The organism is Streptomyces sp. NPDC006265, assembly GCF_040613555.1.
Lineage (GTDB): Bacteria > Actinomycetota > Actinomycetes > Streptomycetales > Streptomycetaceae > Streptomyces.
The window spans coordinates 1-17,818 of record NZ_JBEXSH010000007.1 but is presented as its reverse complement, the minus strand read 5'-3'; the positions used below and the strand labels follow the sequence as shown (position 1 = coordinate 17,818).

At 69.0% G+C, this 17,818-nt stretch carries 15 protein-coding genes and 6 pseudogenes; 7 read left to right on the top strand and 14 right to left on the bottom strand.

The features are described 5' to 3' along the window. Window positions 1-178: 178 nt before the first annotated feature. Entirely contained in the window at window positions 179-1,405 is a 1,227-nt protein-coding gene (locus ABZ281_RS01630) for a SpoIIE family protein phosphatase (RefSeq protein ID WP_356650985.1), read from the top strand. A 128-nt stretch (window positions 1,406-1,533) separates the two neighbouring features. Here the strand turns inward: ABZ281_RS01630 and ABZ281_RS01625 are convergent. The 8 genes and pseudogenes from ABZ281_RS01625 to ABZ281_RS01590 all read right to left on the bottom strand — a co-directional run. Then, window positions 1,534-1,842: pseudogene (locus tag ABZ281_RS01625) on the bottom strand (enolase C-terminal domain-like protein); the annotation flags it as partial. Window positions 1,843-1,866: 24 nt separating this feature from the next. Then, window positions 1,867-3,690, bottom strand: coding sequence for a thiamine pyrophosphate-requiring protein (locus tag ABZ281_RS01620; RefSeq protein ID WP_356650983.1), 1,824 nt, complete (start codon window positions 3,688-3,690; stop codon window positions 1,867-1,869). A gap of 45 nt (window positions 3,691-3,735) precedes the next feature. Continuing rightward, window positions 3,736-6,840 carry an FAD-binding and (Fe-S)-binding domain-containing protein gene (locus ABZ281_RS01615; RefSeq protein WP_356650981.1) on the bottom strand — a complete coding sequence of 1,035 codons (3,105 nt, stop codon included), beginning with the start codon at window positions 6,838-6,840 and terminating at the stop codon, window positions 3,736-3,738. 505 nt (window positions 6,841-7,345) lie between these two features. Beyond that, window positions 7,346-8,071 (bottom strand): annotated as a pseudogene (locus ABZ281_RS01610) (MFS transporter); the annotation flags it as partial. 11 nt (window positions 8,072-8,082) lie between these two features. Next, entirely contained in the window at window positions 8,083-8,562 is a 480-nt protein-coding gene (locus tag ABZ281_RS01605) for an MFS transporter (protein ID WP_356650978.1), read from the bottom strand. A 103-nt stretch (window positions 8,563-8,665) separates the two neighbouring features. After that, window positions 8,666-8,899: pseudogene (locus tag ABZ281_RS01600) on the bottom strand (Tn3 family transposase); the annotation flags it as partial. 286 nt (window positions 8,900-9,185) lie between these two features. Then, a complete protein-coding gene (locus ABZ281_RS01595; RefSeq protein ID WP_356651017.1) occupies window positions 9,186-10,022 on the bottom strand; it encodes an alpha/beta hydrolase in 837 nt (278 codons plus the stop codon). 244 nt (window positions 10,023-10,266) lie between these two features. Beyond that, window positions 10,267-10,479, bottom strand: a complete 213-nt coding sequence (locus tag ABZ281_RS01590) for a nitronate monooxygenase (protein WP_356650976.1) — start codon at window positions 10,477-10,479, stop codon at window positions 10,267-10,269. Here ABZ281_RS01590 and ABZ281_RS01585 point away from each other — a divergent pair. From ABZ281_RS01585 to ABZ281_RS01575, 3 pseudogenes are all read left to right on the top strand, one after another. Further along, window positions 10,447-10,551: pseudogene (locus tag ABZ281_RS01585) on the top strand (IS5/IS1182 family transposase); the annotation flags it as partial. The gene ABZ281_RS01590 and the pseudogene ABZ281_RS01585 sit on opposite strands and share 33 nt — an antisense overlap. Before the next feature lie 101 nt (window positions 10,552-10,652). Continuing rightward, window positions 10,653-10,736: pseudogene (locus ABZ281_RS01580) on the top strand (hypothetical protein); the annotation flags it as partial. A gap of 174 nt (window positions 10,737-10,910) precedes the next feature. Continuing rightward, window positions 10,911-11,394, top strand: a pseudogene (locus tag ABZ281_RS01575) (DUF2975 domain-containing protein). Between the two features lie 237 nt (window positions 11,395-11,631). Here the strand turns inward: ABZ281_RS01575 and ABZ281_RS01570 are convergent. After that, on the bottom strand, window positions 11,632-12,237 hold the full coding sequence (locus tag ABZ281_RS01570) for a dihydrofolate reductase family protein (protein WP_356650974.1): 606 nt from the start codon (window positions 12,235-12,237) through the stop codon (window positions 11,632-11,634). Window positions 12,238-12,595: 358 nt separating this feature from the next. On the opposite strand from ABZ281_RS01570, the gene ABZ281_RS01565 reads away from it, so the two are divergent. Next, complete coding sequence (locus ABZ281_RS01565; protein WP_356650972.1) at window positions 12,596-13,018, top strand: hypothetical protein; 423 nt, start codon at window positions 12,596-12,598, stop codon at window positions 13,016-13,018. On the opposite strand, the gene ABZ281_RS01560 is transcribed toward ABZ281_RS01565, so the two are convergent. The 4 genes from ABZ281_RS01560 to ABZ281_RS01545 form a co-directional block, all read right to left on the bottom strand. Continuing rightward, window positions 13,012-13,872, bottom strand: coding sequence for a tetratricopeptide repeat protein (locus ABZ281_RS01560; protein ID WP_356650970.1), 861 nt, complete (start codon window positions 13,870-13,872; stop codon window positions 13,012-13,014). The genes ABZ281_RS01565 and ABZ281_RS01560 overlap by 7 nt on opposite strands. Before the next feature lie 77 nt (window positions 13,873-13,949). Next, complete coding sequence (locus tag ABZ281_RS01555) at window positions 13,950-14,114, bottom strand: hypothetical protein (protein WP_356650968.1); 165 nt, start codon at window positions 14,112-14,114, stop codon at window positions 13,950-13,952. Continuing rightward, a complete protein-coding gene (locus ABZ281_RS01550) occupies window positions 14,115-14,588 on the bottom strand; it encodes a hypothetical protein (protein ID WP_356650966.1) in 474 nt (157 codons plus the stop codon). 111 nt (window positions 14,589-14,699) lie between these two features. Continuing rightward, window positions 14,700-15,470, bottom strand: coding sequence for a DUF2382 domain-containing protein (locus ABZ281_RS01545; RefSeq protein WP_356650964.1), 771 nt, complete (start codon window positions 15,468-15,470; stop codon window positions 14,700-14,702). A 579-nt stretch (window positions 15,471-16,049) separates the two neighbouring features. On the opposite strand from ABZ281_RS01545, the gene ABZ281_RS01540 reads away from it, so the two are divergent. Together ABZ281_RS01540 and ABZ281_RS01535 are read left to right on the top strand one after the other, a co-directional pair. Then, on the top strand, window positions 16,050-16,421 hold the full coding sequence (locus ABZ281_RS01540; protein WP_356650962.1) for a hypothetical protein: 372 nt from the start codon (window positions 16,050-16,052) through the stop codon (window positions 16,419-16,421). 80 nt (window positions 16,422-16,501) lie between these two features. Next, on the top strand, window positions 16,502-17,542 hold the full coding sequence (locus ABZ281_RS01535; RefSeq protein WP_356650960.1) for a vWA domain-containing protein: 1,041 nt from the start codon (window positions 16,502-16,504) through the stop codon (window positions 17,540-17,542). 93 nt (window positions 17,543-17,635) lie between these two features. On the opposite strand, the gene ABZ281_RS01530 is transcribed toward ABZ281_RS01535, so the two are convergent. Further along, the coding region (locus ABZ281_RS01530) for an enoyl-CoA hydratase/isomerase family protein (RefSeq protein ID WP_356650958.1) at window positions 17,636-17,818 on the bottom strand (183 nt) is incomplete at its 5' end.

The window sequence follows — 17,818 nt, the reverse complement described above, 5'->3', positions numbered from 1 at the left end:
CGTCACAGCCCATACCGTTTTTGCTGATCACGTGAAATGAGGCAAACGGCCGGTATCGCGCCACCTGGTGAGCCAGCCAAATAACACATATGGGCCGGAAGTTCGGTGCCTTGTCCTTGCGGTGGCTGGTCTTCATCTGGACCAGCACCCTGACAGCGGGCGCCGAGGCAGGCAGCACATGAACCCGCACATCGACTACGAGGCGGTCTTTCAGGCCCTGCCCGGCATGGTGGCGCTGCTCACGCCGGAGCTCGTGTATGCCGACGCCAATGAGGACTTCCAGGGACTGGCCGGGCGCACCCGCGAGCAACTGGTGGGACACTACATCTTTGATGTCTTCCCCGAGAACCCGAACGAACCGGCCGCGGTCGGCAGACGGGAAACCCAGGCATCCATGCTGCGCGTGGTGGCCACAGGCCAGCGCGACACCATGGCACTGGTCCGATACGACATCGAGGACCCCAAGCGGCCCGGGCGCTGGGAAGAGCACTACTGGAGTCCAGTGAATGCGCCGGTCCTCGGGCCGGACGACCAGGTGATGCTGATCGTGCACCGGGTGGAAGAGGTCACCGAACTTCTTCGTGCCCGCAGCGGCCCTGCCGCGGGCGACACGTCCCGGGTGCTGGAGGCAGAGCTCTACACCCGCTCTCGTGAACTGCAGGAAGTCAACGAGCGCCTGCGCCTCGCCCAGGCTCGTGACCGCGAGGTGGCATTGACCCTCCAGGAGGCCATGCTGCCCGCGCCCAGGCCTGTCGGGCATCACCGGGCAGCCGTGCGCTACCAGCCGGCCACCCGCACCCTGAACGTGTGTGGCGACTGGTACGACCTGGCCGAGCTACCCGGCGACAGCATCGCGGTCGCCGTCGGCGACATCGTCGGCCACGGCCTCACGGCCGTCGGCGTCATGGGACAGCTGCGTAGCGCGCTGAGCGCTGCCTGCCGCGTCGCCGAGGGGCCCGCCCGCGCCCTGGAGGCTCTCGGTCTGTACGCCCGCTTCGTGGAGGGCGCGGAATCGGCGACCGCCGTGACGGCCTTCATCGACTGGGACCGCCACACCATCACCTACAGCAGTGCCGGCCACCCACCACCCGCTCTGCTCCACCCCGACGGCACCGTCACCTTCCTGGACCGGGCCACCGACCCGCCGCTCGGCGCCCGCCCCGAACACGTCCCCCGCCCCCAGGCCCACACCCCGTTCACCGAGGGCGCCACGCTGGTCCTGTACACCGACGGCCTGATCGAACGCCGCCGCGAAGACATCGACGTCGGCCTGGCCCGCCTCGCCGACTCTCTCACCCTCCACCGGCACAACGGCCCCGAAAGCCTCGCTGACGCCCTCCTGGCCGATCTCCTCCCTCCCGCCGGCAATACCGACGACATCGCTCTGGTCGTCATCCGCCTGTAGCGAGCGACCGCGCGGGCGGCTCCCGAGGGGTCGCAATCGTCCGTGACATGCATGGACAGGCGTGGTTCGTCCGGTGCGCGCCCGCGGCCGACCGCCGGACTTTGTGCTCAGGGGTGCCGTCCTCCGATTCAGCTCACCCGGTGCTGCCGGGCGCGTTCGGTGTTCAGGGTCAGGCCCAGGCCGGGCTCGCCACCGCCTGGGGTGATGTTGCGCCGCCGGGGTCGAGGGCGCCGTCGAAAAGGAGGCGCTCGATGCGAGCGTGGTCGTGGAACCACTCCATGTGGCGCAGGTTGGGCACGGCCGCCGCGACGTGGGCGTGCGGGGCGCAGTGGCCGGAGATGCCCAGGCCGCGGGCTTGGGCGAGGGCGACGGTGCTCAGCCAGACGGTGACGCCTCCGCACCGGGTGACGTCCGCCCTGCAGGCAGTCCACCGCGCCGACGGCGAGCATGTGCCCGAAGTCTCACGTGTCCTCTCCGGTGCCGGGCCGGTCCTCCCGGTGACGGTGGCCGGGCAGCATCTCCTGGACCTTGGCCTTGAAGCCCTGCCGGACCATGCCGGCACGGTCGCTGTCGCCCTTGAGCACGGACAGCGCCGCGGCCTCGATCTGGTCGAAGGACGCGTGCGGCGGAATGGGCGGCACCGCCGGGTCGGTGCGGAAGTCCAGGACGAAGGGCCGGTCGGACGCCAGCGCCGTCTCCCAGGCGCTCTGCACGTCCTGTGGCTTCTCCACCCGCATCCCGCCCAGGCCCACGGACCGGGCGAAGTCGGCGTAGGCGACGTCGGGCAGCGACTGCGAGGGCAGGAACTGCGGGGCGCCGGACATGGCCCGCATCTCCCAGGTGACCTGGTTGAGGTCCTGGTTGTTGAGCACGGCCACGACCAGGCGCGGATCGGCCCACTGCTCCCAGTACTTGGCGATCGTGATCAGCTCGGCGAGGCCGTTCATCTGCATCGCCCCGTCGCCCACGAGCGCGATCGCCGGGCGGTCGCCGTGCGCGAACTTCGCGCCGATCACATAGGGGACGCCGGGCCCCATGGTGGCCAGCGTGCCGGACAGCGAGCCGCGCATGTCGCCGCGCAGCCGCAGGTGGCGTGCGTACCAGTTGGCGGCGGACCCGGAGTCGGCGGCCAGGATGACGTTCTCGGGCAGCAGGCCGTTCAGGGCGTGGGCCACGTACTCGGGGTTGATCGGTTCGGCGTCCACCGCGGCGCGCCGCTCCATGACCTCCCACCAGCGGGCGGTGTTCTTCTCGATCGTCTTGCGCCAGGTGTCGGCCTTGGCCGGCCGCAGGTGCGGCAGCAGCCGCTGGAGTGTCGCGCGGGCGTCGCCGACGAGGTTGACCTCGAACGGGTAGCGCATGCCGACCATGTGCGGGTCGATGTCGATCTGCACGGCGCGCGCCTGGCCGAACTCGGGCAGGAACTGCGTGTAGGGGAAGCTGGATCCGATGACCAGCAGCGTGTCGCAGTCCTGCATCAGCTCGTACGACGGCCGGGTGCCCAGCAGGCCGATCGAACCGGTGACATAGGGCAGGTCGTCGTCGAGGGCGTCCTTGCCGAGCAGCGCCTTGGCCACGCCGGCCCCCAGCCGGTCGGCGACCTCCATGACCTCCTGGCGTGCCCCGCGGGCACCCTGGCCGATGAGGAGGGCGACCTTCTCGCCGGAGTTGAGGACCTCGGCGGCGCGCTCGATGTCGGGGTCGGCGGGCACGGGGGCGTAGTGGGACATGCCCAGGCTGGAGGGCACCATCTTGAAGGCGTGCTCGGGCGCGGAGTAGTCGAGCTCCTGCACGTCGGCCGGGACGATGACGGCCGTCACCGACCGGCGCGCCATGGCGGTGCGCATGGCCCGGTCGAGCACGTTGGGCAGCTGCTCGGGGACGGTGACCATCTCGCAGAAGTCGGAGGCGACGTCCTTGTAGAGGCTCAGCAGGTCGATCTCCTGCTGGTAGGAGCCGCCCATCGCACTGCGGTTGGTCTGCCCGACGATGGCGACGACGGGCACATGGTCGAGTTTGGCGTCGTACAGGCCGTTGAGGAGGTGGATGGCGCCGGGTCCTGAGGTGGCGGCGCAGACTCCGACCTTTCCGGAGAACTTCGCGTAGCCGACGGCTTCGAATGCCGCCATCTCCTCGTGCCGGGCCTGGACGAACTGCGGCTTGTCGTCTGCTCGTCCCCAGGCTGCGAGCAGGCCGTTGATGCCGTCACCGGGATAAGCGAAGACGTGCTCGACCTCCCAGGCGCGCAGTCGCTCGAGGATGTGGTCGGAAACCTTCATCGACATGTGCTGACCTTTCCGATGGGACGTGCGTGTTCCGTGGTTGGGGGGTTACGGGCGGCCGCGCAGGCGGCGTGTCGCGGCGCGACCGGCGACGGCGGCCACCCCGGCCGTCAGGGTCGCCGCGCCCGCGGTGACCGCCCAGCGGGCCACGCGGGACGGTTCGGACGGCCGCCGCGCCAGGCGCTCGGGGTGCTGACTGGGCAGGTTCCCGTCGAGGCCCAGGGCAAGCACCTCGGCCAGGTGCAGGGCCCGGCGGCCGGTGTCGCCCTGTTCGATCTGGGTGCGGCAGCTGAAACCGTCGGCGAGGAGCAGGCTGTCGGGGGCGGCCGCGCGCACCGCCGGCAGGACGCCCTGCTCCGCGACGGCCATGGAGATCTCGTGGTGGCCGCGTTCGAAGCCGAAGTTGCCGGCTAGGCCGCAGCAGCCTTCGTCCAGCACGTCGGCGTCGAGGTGGGCCCTGCGCATCAGTTCGCGGTCGGGGTCGTCCTTCATGATCGCGTGCTGGTGGCAGTGGGTCTGCACGACGGCCTGCCGGGTCACTGCGGGCGGCTGCCAGTCCTTCGGCGCGTGCCGCACGAGGTGCTCGGCGAAGGTGCGGAACTGCCCGGCCAGGCGCCGCACGTCCTGGTCCTGCGGCATCAGTTCGGGCGCGTCGGCGCGGAACACGGCGGTGCAGGAGGGTTCGAGGCCGATGACCGGGGTGCCGGCCTCGATGTACGGGCGCAGGATGTCGAGCGTGCGGCGCAGGACCTTCTTGGCGACGGTCAGCTGCCCGGTGGAGATCCATGTCAGGCCGCAGCACACGGCGTCCGTGGGCACGGCGACGCGGAAGCCGGCGTCCTCCAGGACCCGTACCGCCGAGATGGCGATCGACGGATGGAAGTAGGTGCTGAACGTGTCGGGCCACAGGACCACGGTGCGCGGGTCGGCGGGATCCGGCGCGTCGGCGTCCCGGTCCCGCCACCACTCGAGGAAGGACTGCTGTGCGAACAGCGGCGCTTGGCGGGCGTCGTCCACGCCGGCGAGCCGTTTGCCCGCGCGGGCCAGACCGGGCGCTTGCAGCACGCCATTGACCAGCGACGGGGCCAGGCGGGACAGCCGGGCCCACAGCGGCAGCCAGCCCATGGAGTAGTGCGCCGCGGGACGCAGCCGGCCGTCGTAGTGATGGGCGAGGAACTCGGCCTTGTACGTGGCCATGTCGACGCCCGTCGGGCAGTCCGACTTGCAGCCCTTGCAGGCCAGGCACAGGTCGAGGGCGTCGCGGACCTCTGTCGAGCGCCAGCCGTCGGTGACCGCCGAGTCGGCGTGGCCGTCGAGCATCTCGAACAGCAGCCGGGATCGCCCGCGGGTGGAGTGCTCCTCCTCCTTCGTGGCCCGGTAGGAGGGGCACATGACGCCGCCCTGGTGGCTACGGCAGTTGCCGATGCCGACGCAGCGCATGACCGCCCGGGTGAAGGAGTTCTCGTCCTCCGGGTAGCCGAAGTGCGTGTCGGAGCCGGTCGGCCGCCACGCGGGGCCGAGCCGCAGCTGTCCGTCGACGGGGTTGGGGTCGACGACCTTGCCCGGGTTCATGAGGTTGTCCGGGTCGAAGAGGGCCTTCACCTCGCCGAACGCGGTCACGAGCCGTTCGCCGAACATGCGGGTGAGCAACTCGCCCCGGGACTGCCCGTCGCCGTGCTCGCCGGACAGGGACCCGCCGTAGGAGGCCACGAGGTCGGCGGCGCGTTCCAGGAAGCGGCGGAAGTCGGCGACGCCTTCGGCGGTCTTCAGCCCGAACGGGATGCGGGTGTGCACACAGCCCTGTCCGAAGTGCCCGTACAGCGAGGGATGGTCGTAGTCGAACTCCTCGAACAGGCCCTTCAGGTCACGCAGATAGTCGCCCAGCCGTTCTGGCGGTACGGCGGAGTCCTCCCAGCCCTCCCAGGTCTCCCGGTCGTCCGGCGGGCGCGCGGTCACTCCGAGCCCCGCCTCGCGTGCCCTGAGCATCTTCTGCTCGCGTTCGGGATCGTCGGAGAAGGCGACGGTGGCCTCCTTCTCGCTGCGGCCGAGGGCGCGCAGCAGCGCGTGCGCCTGCTCGTCGACGTCGTCCTGGCTGTCGCCGTCGAACTGGAGCATGAGCCAGCTGTCGCCGTCCGGCAGGGCGTCGAGGGAGTCGATGTAGGACCCTTCCTCGCGCATGAGCTGGGCCATCCGGCCGTCGAGGGCCTCCAGTTGGCCGGGCGAGCAGTGTCGCAGGAGTTCGGGTACGTCGTCGGCGGCGCGGCAGATGTCGTCGTAGCCGAGCACCAGCAGCGCTTGGTGGGCCGGCACCGGCACCAGGTCGAGTTCGGCGCGCAGTACCGTCACCAGGGTGCCTTCGCTGCCGACCAGTGCCTTGGCCAGGTCGAAGCCGTTCTCCGGGAGCAGGGAGTCCAGGTTGTAGCCGGAGACCCGGCGCGGGATCTTGGGGTATCCCTGGCGGATGTCGGCCAGGTACTCGGCGGCGATGCGCTCCAGGCCGGTGTGGATCTCGGCCCGGCGACCGCCCTCGGCCGCGATCCGCTCCCGTTCCGCCTCGTCCGTCGGCCCGACCCACATGCGGGTGCCGTCGTAGGTGAGGATCTCCAGCCGGCGCACGTTGTCCACGGTCTTGCCGTACGCCTGCGCCGACGCCCCGCACGAGTTGTTGCCGATCATGCCGCCCAGGGCGCAGTGGCTGTGCGTGGACGGCTTCGGCCCGAACTGGAGACGGTGGTCCGACAGCTGCCGGTTCAGCTCGTCCAGGACGATCCCGGGCTCCACCACGCAGGTGCGGGCGTCGGGGTCCACGGAGACCAGCGCGTGGCAGTACTTGGTCCAGTCGACGACCACGGCCGTGTTGGTTCCCTGCCCCGCCAGGCTGGTGCCCCCGCCGCGCGACAGCACGGGGGCCCTGAAACGCCTGCACACCTCCATCGCCCGTACGGCGGCGTCCACGCTGTGCGGAACGACCACCCCGAGGGGTACCTGACGGTAGTTGGAACCGTCCGTGGCATACGCACCTCTGCTGCCGGCGTCGAAGCGCACCTCACCGGCGACGGCCTCGCGCAGCGCGGCTTCCAGTTCCACCACGTCGACCGGCTCGTGCAGTCCGCCGGTCGAGCCGCGGGTGCCGTGTCGCGATGTACGAGTCATCGGGAGAACCATTCCTTCGGCCTGCCCCGAGTTCGAGGCGAGTTCGTGTACTGGAGGGCGCGCCGCTCTTGTGCGCGTGCCGCTCTCCGGCTGGGACGGAGGCTCCGAGGGGGCCGCCGCCCCACGAGTACCCACCATTGCATTGTGCAATGATGATTTCCCGCGGGGCGTTGCAGCGTGCTTCGCCCTGCCGCACGTCCGAGTGGGCGACGCGGCGCCCTTCACACCCGAGCGGCGCCGGAAATCCGGCCCAACACCCCGCCACATCTACCGAGTTGCCTGAACCTTCAACATTGCATCCTGCGACATTTTAGGGGTCAGGTGAGATGGAATCATGGGCTCACCGCACGGAGAGGGGGAACGGACTGCGATGACGCGCCATGACTCCCATCACCCTGGGGCTTCGGACGGCCCTCCCGCCCAGGCGGAACTCGACCGGGAATCCGGATCGCGACCTGGATCACCGACTTCTACAACAGCCGTCGGCTACACAGCATGTGCGGCTTCAAGAGCCCGATCGACTACGGACACGACTACTGGGCCAGCCTCGGTGAGGGGCTGGCTGCACAGGACGGTCTCCGCGATTCGAGGGGATTGACACCTGTGGTGTTGGCGCTTGCGCCGGGCGTGAGGCGATCGTGTCGTCTCCTTCCTGGTGGGCCCAGCGCCGGGGCAGCCGCGAAGCGGGCAGCAGGCCGAGAGCGGCGAGTGCGGCGAGTGCGGCGAGTGCGGCCAGGATCAGCAGAGTGGAGCTCATGGTTGAAACAGCCGTGCCGGTTGCGCTGGCCGCGACGGCGATGCCGAAGGTCGGCCCGATGTTCATGGCGGTCTGCTTGAGCCCGCTGACGACCCCGGCGTACCCGGGCGGCGCGTCACCGACGACGGTCCCGGTGGCGGTGACCATCACGGTGGCGAACCCGGCACCGACGGCGGCAAAGGCCGCAGCCATGGCCATCCATGTGCTGGCGGGACCGAGCCGGGACAGCCCCGCGATGCCGACCACGACGAGGAACGTACCGGCGATCGCGGTGCGGCGCGCACCGTACCGGCGCAGTACGGCGACCGCGGCGGGTGACCCGAGGACCATGAGCACGGTCAGCGGGAGTACGCGCAGACCGCTGGCGAGTGGGTCGAGTCGAAGTACGTCCTGGAGGTAGAACGTGGCCCTGAACAGCGCGCCGAACAGGCCGGCTGTGGTGACCAGCAGGATCGCCATCGACGCCGTCACCGGTACGGACCGCGCTACGACTGGTGGAACGATCGGGTGTGTGGTGCGGCGTTCGTGCCAGGTAAACACGGTTGCGGCGCCGATGACGGCGAGGAATTCGAGCAGCGTCGGCGCGGGCGGCCCACCCCCCGCGCGGGTATGTCGGCCAAGGCGTGGACCAGGATTGCGAGAGCGACCGCCAGCAGGCCGGCGCTGGTGAGGTTGAGCCGTGGAGAGTTGACACGTTGAGGTGCCGGCGTCCATACGGCGAGGGCGAGGACGGCGATGACGAACGCGAGGGGCACGTTGACCCAGAGGACTGCGCGCCATCCCAGATGAGCCACCAGAACCCCGCCCAGGAGCGGACCGGACCCTGCCGCCACCGCGAGCGCACTGGTGCGAATGGCGATCGGCTTGCCGAGCCGGTCCGCGGGATACGCCAGCCGTAGCAGCGCGAGCGTCGCAGGTTGCAGGAACGCGGCCAACCCGCCCTGCACCGCACGCAGGACGATCACCCAGCCGACGCCCGGGCGCGAGCGCGATCCCGGCCGAGGCAGCCCCGAAACCGAGGACGCCGACGAACAGCAGGCGCGGGTGCCCGTACCGATCCCCGAGGCGCCCCTTGCCGTAGTGCAGGACGGTGTTCGCGCTGTTCCAGTTCTCCACGACCTGGAGCCCGCCGTGCACCTCCCGGCGCAGGCCGGGGCTGGCCAGGTAGTCACACGCGAAGATCGTGCGCACTGGGCGGCCCAGCTCTTCGAGGGCCTGGCAGGTCGGGTACTTGGGGCCGCCGCGGGTGAAGCGCCGCAGCACCTGTTCTGCCTCGGCGGTGCCCAGGCGCAGGGCGGCGGCGCTGGTGCGCCAGTACCCCTGCATGCTCGTCCCAGCCGGTGGCTTCAGCCTCCTCGATCGGCCCCTACTCGAGGGCGCCCTGTCCGCCGAATACCCAGCCGCCTGGAACGTCAACGCTCTGGCACCTGCCCTTCCGGCACGACAATCGGCTACGTCGCCGCAACCTCCAACCTCACGCCACCGTCATCGCCGTCTCCGTCCTCACCGACGCCCACTGGATTTCCGGGCACAGGAAGGACTGAGGCGAAACCCGGCCAGCCCAAAGGGCTGTCGGCCCTGTCATCGGTCAGTCGGTGAGTGCCGTGCGCAGGGTGACGGCCATCACATCGATGGCTTCCTTGCCGGCCGGTACCGGGCCGGTGTGGGTGAAGTAGTGGTCCACACCCTCGAAGCAACGGTGGGTGACCGGGACGCCGGCAGCTTCCAGGGCCTTGGCGTAAGCATCGCCCTCGTCACGCAGGCGGTCGTTCTCCGCGGTGATAACCAGGGCGGGCGGCAGCCCGGCGAGGTCGTCGGCCAGTCCGGGCGACACCAGCGGATGGGCGAGGTCGGCGGGCTCAGGGACGTAGGCGGCGGTGAAGACCCGCATGAGCTGAGGGGTAAGCAGGGGCTTGGCGATGGGTGACTGCTTGGTGGCGGGGTCGGCGAGCTGGTCGAGCGGTGCGGAGTCGATGATCTGGAGGCGGGGTGTGAAGGTGCCGCGGTCCCGAGCGGTGCGGCAGACTGCGGCGGCCAGGTTGGCCCCGGCGCTGTGTCCGCCCACGGCGAGTCGTGAACCGTCCCAGTGGTTGGCGGTACCGTTCTCGGCCACCCAGGCGGTGACGTCGTACGCCTGGGTGACGGGTACGGGGTACGGCCGCTGCGGGGCGACGGCGTAGTCCACGTTGATGACCACGCAGCCGGCCGTGTCGGCTATGTAGCGGCAGATGTGGTCGTCCTGCTGGGGGCGGGCGATCACGAACCCGCCGCCGTGGAAGTTGACGTACACGGGGGCAGGGGCTGCGGCGGCGGCCGACGGGCGGTAGACGGTGCACGTCACCGGTCCGGCGCCGGTCTCCACCCGAATGGACTCCGTGCGCTTAGGGATGTCGGTGAAGCGCAGATCCTTGTGCACGCGGCTCATCATTCGGCCGAGCAACAGTTGAACCCCTCTGGCCTGGGTTCTGAGCCTCAATGACATGACTGGCACCCATCGCTACAAAGTTGAAGTATCAGGATTCCTGATGATGGATGCTCGTTCCTGATCGCGCAAGGGGCAACCACGAGCCGACTGCCGAAGGGGGGATGGACACTCCAGCCGTAGCACCGCCTGTTCCTCCGGGCCCCGCGTGGCTCCAAGCCCACCTGACTGCGTCCGTCGGAGGCAGTCAAAGGCCGCAGCAGCGGCCTGAGCTCCGGTCGGGTCCGCTCTCCTGGCTGCGCGGTAGAACGGTACCCACCGCGCCAGAGCGCAGCGCGGCCTTCACGTCGGCGGCGATGGCGATTCCGCCCGCGGCGATGACGGGCAGGGCGAGGGCGTGACGGACGGCGGCGACCAGGTCGGGCAGCTGGAGTGGCTGGCAGAGCGTCGACGCCTGCACCGCCGCTACGAACACAAGCCTGAGCACTCCCTTGCCTTCGTCGGCATCGCCGCAGCCCTCATCTGCTTACGGCCGTCTGGTCAGGACGTAACACCGACGACGGTGGTGATCCAACTGGATACCCTTGCCTGCCGTGATCGACTGAAGGGTCCTCGACGAGCCAGTACTTCGACATAGGCGACGAGACCCTGTGGAACCCGCCCAATGGGGCCTCCCATATGTTCCGGCGGCAAGTAGCGGTCTTTGAGGCGGAACTAGCTAGCTGGGAAACGCGTCTGCGATCCCGGTCGACTGCCCGTCTCCGGCTCACCGGCCACGGAAGGGGGACGGCGTCCCGCAGCGTGTGAAATCGCGCCTGCTCTCCGTCCCAGCCTTTGCTCAACCTATCGAACTCGATAGATTCCCATCGCGTCTCGATGGGAAGATGGGCGATGAGAAGACTGACAGTGGGTGCGCTGCGTGCCGTGCTCGTGGTGGTGCTCGCCGGCACCGTGTTCGTACAGGCGTCGATGGTGTGGACTTGGCCACCGACCCGGAGGACGGGTCGCTCCCGCTGACCCCCTGCGCGTGATCAAGCTCCTGGGCATGGTGGCGGCCCAGGTCGCCACGGTCTGCGTAGGGCGGCTGGTGACGATGGTACGACGCAGAACCGTGTTCTCCCCCGCCGCCTTCCGGTACGTCGACGCCGTGATCGGCGCGATCGTGACGGCCGCCCTCCTTTGGTTCGCGGTCACCGTCATCAATGCGCCGGGCCAGCGAGCCGACCCGGGCGTCACCGTCATCATGGGCGGGATCGGCGTGGCCATCCTGGGAGTCGCGCTCATCGTGCTGGTGCTGCGGATGCTGCTGGCCCAGGCCGTCACGCGCGACGCCGAGGCGTCCCAGATGCAGGCCGAGTTGGACCAGGTGATCTGATGCCGCCCGACATCGACAGTGCCCGGTCAGGTTGTCTTCCGCGAGTTGTCCGACGCCCGAGCCCAAGTCATCGCCGTCGCGGCCGAACTGGCTGCCCGGTACCGACGCGGGCCCGGACGCCCTCGCCGTGACGATGGACCGGACGTCCTGACGTTGGCCGTTCGCCCCCTATGAGGTCTTGCTCCACGCCCGCCGGCGCCGGGCTGGCGGCCGTCCGGACCGGCGGACGGGGTGACGTCACGCAGGGACGCCGAGCGGGGGGTGCTCGAGCACGCGGGGCTTGTACTCGACCAGCTGGATGCGGCCGTCGAAGGTGCGGTGCTCGATCATCTCGAGGGCGACGTCCGGATAGCCGTCGTAGATGCGTTCTTCGCCCGTGGCCCCGGTGATCACCGGGAACATCACGACCCGGAAGCGGTCGACGAGTCCGGCTCGTAGCAGGGACCGGCACAGGCTGAGGCTGCCGATCGTGCTGAGGAGCCCCGAGCCGCTCGACTTCATGGCGCGGACCGCCCCGACGGCGTCGTCGCGGACGAGTGTGGAGTTGGCCCACGTCAGTGGCTCCTCGAGTGAGGAGGAGAACACCACCTTGGACGCCTGCGTGAGCTCGTCGACGGACGCCTCTTCCTCGGGCCTGAACTCGTCTTGGCCACTGGGAACCTCGCCTGCGGCGAAGCCCGACATCAGGCGGTAGGTGTTCGCTCCCATCAGGTAGGTGGCCTCGGGCTGCTCGCCGAGCCATGCGAGGTACTCCGGCCCCTCGAGGCCCCAGAACCCGGGCCATCCCTCTCCCGATGCGTAGCCGTCGAGGGAGGTGATGAAGTCGACGAGAAGCTCCGACATGGCGGTGTCCTTTCCCAGAGTGTCACCAGCTTGGACCGGCCGGGAGCCACAAACTCATCGGCCATGCTGTGGAGTGACGAGAAAAATCCATGACGCTGCAGCCGATCAGGTCGGCGGAGCGGCACCGCTTCGCAGGCCCGGAGCCCTACACGATTGCCCCATGCACGCAGTAGGGGGATGATCTCCACGCGAAGGGGAACGGCGGTTTGCCTTCTGTGCTCAGCCCCACCCGCGCATGGCCCCGACGATCTACGCGATCCCGGGACTGGGCGAGGCCCGCTCACCCGCGCCGTCATGGGGATTCAACGCCTGGGGTGCTGACGGCACAGACAGGCCGGGCAGTGAAAGAGGGAGAGGCGTGGACCAGAACGAGGACCAGATCCTGGTTGAAGAGCTTGCTGCGCTGGGTGCTGTGAGTGGGGGTAGCGGTCGCTTGACCGGTCTCGTGGCACGGCTGTTGAGGAAGAACGTCCATGAGATCGACCTTGTCGTCCCCTTGCCGTTCGACGAAGCCGTGCAGCGCGTCGTCAGACTCCTGGCCGGGGCAGGGCGGCCGGGGAAGTCCCCCATTGTCGAATCCGACAGGGACCAGAAGATGATCCGTGTCGTGGCCGGTGGTGGTGCCGGCGGCATGAATCCTGTAGTGGTCACGGCGCTGGTGAAAAGGGGAACGGGGGCCGGCACAGAGGTAAAGCTCCGTGCGGCCGCCAAAGAGGGCCTGGTCAAACAACGCGCGGGAGAGAAGACGGCCGCCCGTCTTGCGGCGTTGCTGAGTCAATAGAGCAGGAGCAATCCCACGGCGGTTGCGCCTTCTCCGAGTTGCTCGGCGTGGCTCAAGTGGTCGGTCGGCGGAACCTGTTCCGCAGGGCGATGAACGACTGGAAGGGGTGGACGCCGTAGAGGGAGGTCTTCATCAGCTGCATCAAGGTGCGGAGGTACTGCTCCGGACCCTGGTTCTCGCCCTCGTCCAGGAGTCGCCACATGATCTTGGTCAGGCTCGCCCACGACCAGAAGGCGGCGATGACGTGCCCCGCTCGCGCGTGCGTGCGTGACCGTGAGGGCGATCAGGGTCCTGCCTTCCTGGCCGACCACGTCGTTCGGGAGCAGGTTGGCCAGGACCCAGGTGTATCCGGCCTTGGTCCTGTCGGCTCGTGGCGCCTCCCGAACTCGCAGGCCGAGGTCGCCGAGTACTCTGCCTTCGCACCTGGTGTCCTCCTGCTCTCGGTAGATGGCGACCGCTCTGACGCGAGCTTCGAGCGCATCCAGCCGGCGACGTCCACATCTCACCGTCGTGGCGAGGCGTTCCAGCGCCTCGGCCGCCTTGTGCCGGTCGCCCCGGGCCCGGGCCAGCCCGATCTCACGTTCGTGCACCTCGGCGGCCTCCGTGATGCGCCCAGCCGTACGCAGTGCGATGCCGAGGTTGAGCAGCGCAGTGATCAACAGGCGTTCCTCATCACGCTCCTCGTGGATCGCCACTGCCTCCCGGTAGGCCGCGACGGCCTCCTCGTACCGGCCGAGCTGCTTGAGTTCGGTACCCAGGGCGTTCAGCGCCACGGACTCCAGCGCGCGGTCGCAGACCTTGTGGCAGACGGCCACGAGCCGCTGGTAGTTGTCCACCGCGAACTGCCGGAACAACTGGCGGTGGTGGGGAGCAACCGCTGGTAGGAGAGACGGAACGCCGCCTGGACCGCTGTCGTGTGCCCGCCGTCTTCCTAGCTCAGCACATCGAGGCGGGTGTGGGCGTCGGCGAGTTCGGCGACGAGCGCGGCGACGGCCCGGCCGGGATCGGTGGTGAGCAGGGAAGCGGCGATGTGCAAGGCGAGCGGATGGTGGCCGCAGCGCCCGGCGAGTTCGGCGATCGCGTCGGTCTCCCGCAATCACGGATCGTCGGGGCGGGCATGCCTCCGCGTCTCGGCGATCAGATCCGCGGCGCCGCGTGGTGCCAGTTCGTCCAAGCCGAACAGCCGAGCCCGGAGGGAGGGTCCGGTGAGCAGGTGCCGGGAGGTCACCAGCAGTCGGTGCGCGGAGCGGGCGGGCACGAGGCGTTCGATCTGTAGGGCGCTGGACGCGTCGTCGGCGATCAGCAGCACCGCCCTGCCCTCGTCGGTGAGCCGGTTGAGCGCGGCCTGGCACAAGCCGGTCTGCTCGTCCGGTGTCATCGCGTCGTCCACACACAGGGCCCGCGCCAGCATGCCGATGGCCTCCTTCGCGCCGACCGGACCGGCCGGATCGTGGCCCCGCAGGTGAAGGAAGAGAGCGCCGCCGGGGAACCACCCCCGTGCCACGGCCTGATGTGCCACATGGAGTGCAAGGGCGGTCTTGCCGATGCCGGGCAGTCCGGACAGCACCACCGTCGCCTCAGTGCACGATCGTGCGTCTCCGGTGACCTGCCTGTCGGCGGGTACGCGCGGCGCCCGGGCGGGAGGGTCGTTGCTCCTCCCACCCCGGGCGCCCACTGCGGATCAGTGGCCGCGCCGCCGGTCTCCGTGTTCGTCTTCCTCCTCGGCCTCGATGCGTTCCTTTCGGACCTGGCCGGTGACGGTCTCTTCTTCCGTGACCTCTTCGGTGGTCAGGCGGACCTGCTCCTTCGGCACCGCCCTGGTCTCCACCACGGCCTCTTCCTCGAAGAGGGTGACGTCGTGTTCCGCCTCGGTGATGTCCGGTCCGGTCATCGCCCGATCACGGTTGGCGTCGGTGATGGGCTCACGCTCGACACGAACCTCCTCGTGGCGCACGGGGACGGTGTACTGCTGCTCTTCGGTGACGATGTACTTGCGCAGCCGCGCCCGGCCGGCCTCACGGCGTTCGACACCGACGTGCATCTCCTCCTCGGACCGCGTCATCGCGCCCTCGGCGGTGTCCATGGCGCCGGCTGCCTGGCCCGTACCGGCCTGGCTGTCCTGCCAGGCGGCGTCCCAGTCGATGCCGTAGTGCTGGTACAGGCGCTGCTCCTCGTGTTCGGACAGGTGCCCGCCGGAATCGACGTCGACGTTCGGCGCGTCCTTGACCTGGTCCTTCGCGTAAGGCACCTCGAGGTGGTCCTCGACGAGGGCCGCGTCGTGGATGGGCACGAAGGACTCGCTGGTGCCGAAGAGGCCGGTCCGTACGCTGACCCACTCGGGCTCGCCGGTGACGTCGTCGAAGAAGACGTGCCTGGCGTCGCCGATCTTGTCGCCCCTGGCGTCATGGACCGGGTGGTCCAGAACGGTGGGGATCTGCTCTCGGTTGATCATTCCGTTCTCCTGAACTCTGATAATTGATACGTCCCGGCCGTACGTGCCTGTGGGCGGCCATCGCTGTCGGCGCGCCTCCGTACGCGCCGTGACTGGCCTCGCTCAAGTCGCGTCCGGCTCTGGCCTCACCGGTGACGGCTCTGACCTGCTCGGAAGCCGTTCGGACGCGATCTCCCGCCAGGTGCTCCCGTCGGATGCCGGGGCTCGCCGCCGAGCCTTCGTGCTCTGGCGTCCGTCCCACGTGCACCCTCCTCGATTAACCACGAGAATCCCCCCAAAACCGCAAATATCGAATTTTTCGGGCAAGCGCGCCAGGCGGGTACGCGGGCAGGGCGCTTCCGGAGCCTTCAGCCGACCTTCAGGACGGCGGGCATGAGCAGCACTGCGGACATCCCGGCACCCGGCGCATCCCTCGGCAGGCGAAGCGCCTCGTCCTCGCATCAGGTCATCGGTGCCACCTCGGGCGGGAGGACTCCCGCGACTCACAACGTCCGCTGCCGGAGCGTCAGATGGTGCTGAAATGGACTTCTTCACATCCCGGGCGGTGCCGAACGCGCCATTCCGTGATGCAGTCGGGTCATGGCCTCTCCGCCCGCGGACGACCAGGACTCCCCGACGCCTCTCCGGCGTGAGCGCCCTTCCCGGCTGATCGACGTCGTCGTCGCCCTGCTGCTCCTGGCCGCGGACGCTGTGATCGTCGTCGTCGCCGCGCTGCTGCTCGTCGCGGTCGGCCTGGGAACCGCTCCGTCGCCGTACTCCTCGCGCCCCGAGCACTCTCGCGACACCCCAGTCCTCGCGTGGATCGTCATCTGGGGCGTTCCGGCCGTGGCGGCGGTCGGCGCCTTCGTGCACGCCCGCCTGAGGATGCCCTTAACGGCCGTCGTGCAAAGCCTGTTCACGCTCGTCTGCGCGCTCCTGGCCGTCGCCTGGACGCGCATGCTGCTGTCGTGATGCCGGAACCGGAACCAAGATCGGTTGTCAGTGGTGGGTGAGAAGATAGAAGCATCAAGTCGGAACAAGGGGGAGCTGCGATGTCCGGAGCCCAGAATTACATCAATCACGTTGCTCTAGTACTGGATGCGAGCTCGTCCATGTCGCACCTGAGCCGGAAAGTCGTCGAGGTCGCCGACCAGCAGATCGCCTATCTTGCCCGCCGTTCCAGGGAGTTGGACCAGGAAACCCGCGTCACGGTGTACGTCTTCGCCGACAGGGTGGAGTGCGTCATCTACGACAAGGACGTGCTGCGCATGCCGTCGCTGAAGCAGCTCTACCGGACCGGTGGAATGACGGCTCTCCTGGCAGCCGCACTGAAGTCGCAGCGGGAGCTTGCCCAGACGGCCCAACTGTACGGCGACCACAGTTTTCTGACGTTCGTTCTCACCGACGGGCAGGAGAACGCGAGCCACCGCTGCCAGGACGCCCCCTCCGAGAATCCACGCCAACTGGTCCGGGCCGTGGCCGAAATGATCGAGCGGCAGCAGGACAACTGGACGCTGGCCGTCCTGGTGCCCGACCAGATGGGCAAGCGGGAGGCCATGCAGTGCGGCTTCCCCAAGGACAACATCGCCATATGGGACGCCACCAGCACGCAGGGACTGGAGGAGGCCGGACAGGTCATCCGGCAGGCCACCGAGAACTTCATGATGGGCCGCACCCAGGGCATCCGGGGATCGCGGGCGGTCTTCTCCACCGGGGCGGAAGCGGTCAACGAGGACACCATCAAAGCCGCCGGCCTCACCCCGGTCGATCCGTCGAAGTACCAGTTGATCCCGGTGGCCCGCGATGCGGGTATCAAGGAGTGGGTCGTCGAATGCGGGCACACCTACCGGACCGGTGGGGCGTTCTACGAACTCAGCAAGTCGGAGAAAGTCCAGGCGCAAAAGCAGATCGCGGTGCTGGAAAAGAAGACGGACCGCATTTATACGGGACCCGAAGCCCGATCCCTGCTCGGTCTGCCTGACACGGAAGTCCGCGTCAAGCCGGACCACAACGACCACTTCACCATTTTCGTGCAGAGCACCAGCGTCAACCGGAAACTCGTTCCGAACACGCGGCTGCTGCTCATGCTCTGACCCTTCATGAAACAGATGGGGTGCCGGAGGCTTCGCCGCCCCGGCGTCCCGTCACGAGTCGGTTCCACGAAACCGCTCGCGCGTCACGTTCCTTCATCGCACGACCGGCGACAGCGCGAGTTCCCGCTCGCCGAGCGGGGTGAAGAAGCGCTCGACATCGGCGTCGGTGACCTCGCCCAGGGTCTTCGGTGACCAGCGCGGCCTACGGTCCTTGTCGACGACCTGGGCGCGAATTCCCTCCACCAGGTCGGGTGTGCCCAGGGCGGCGCAGGACAC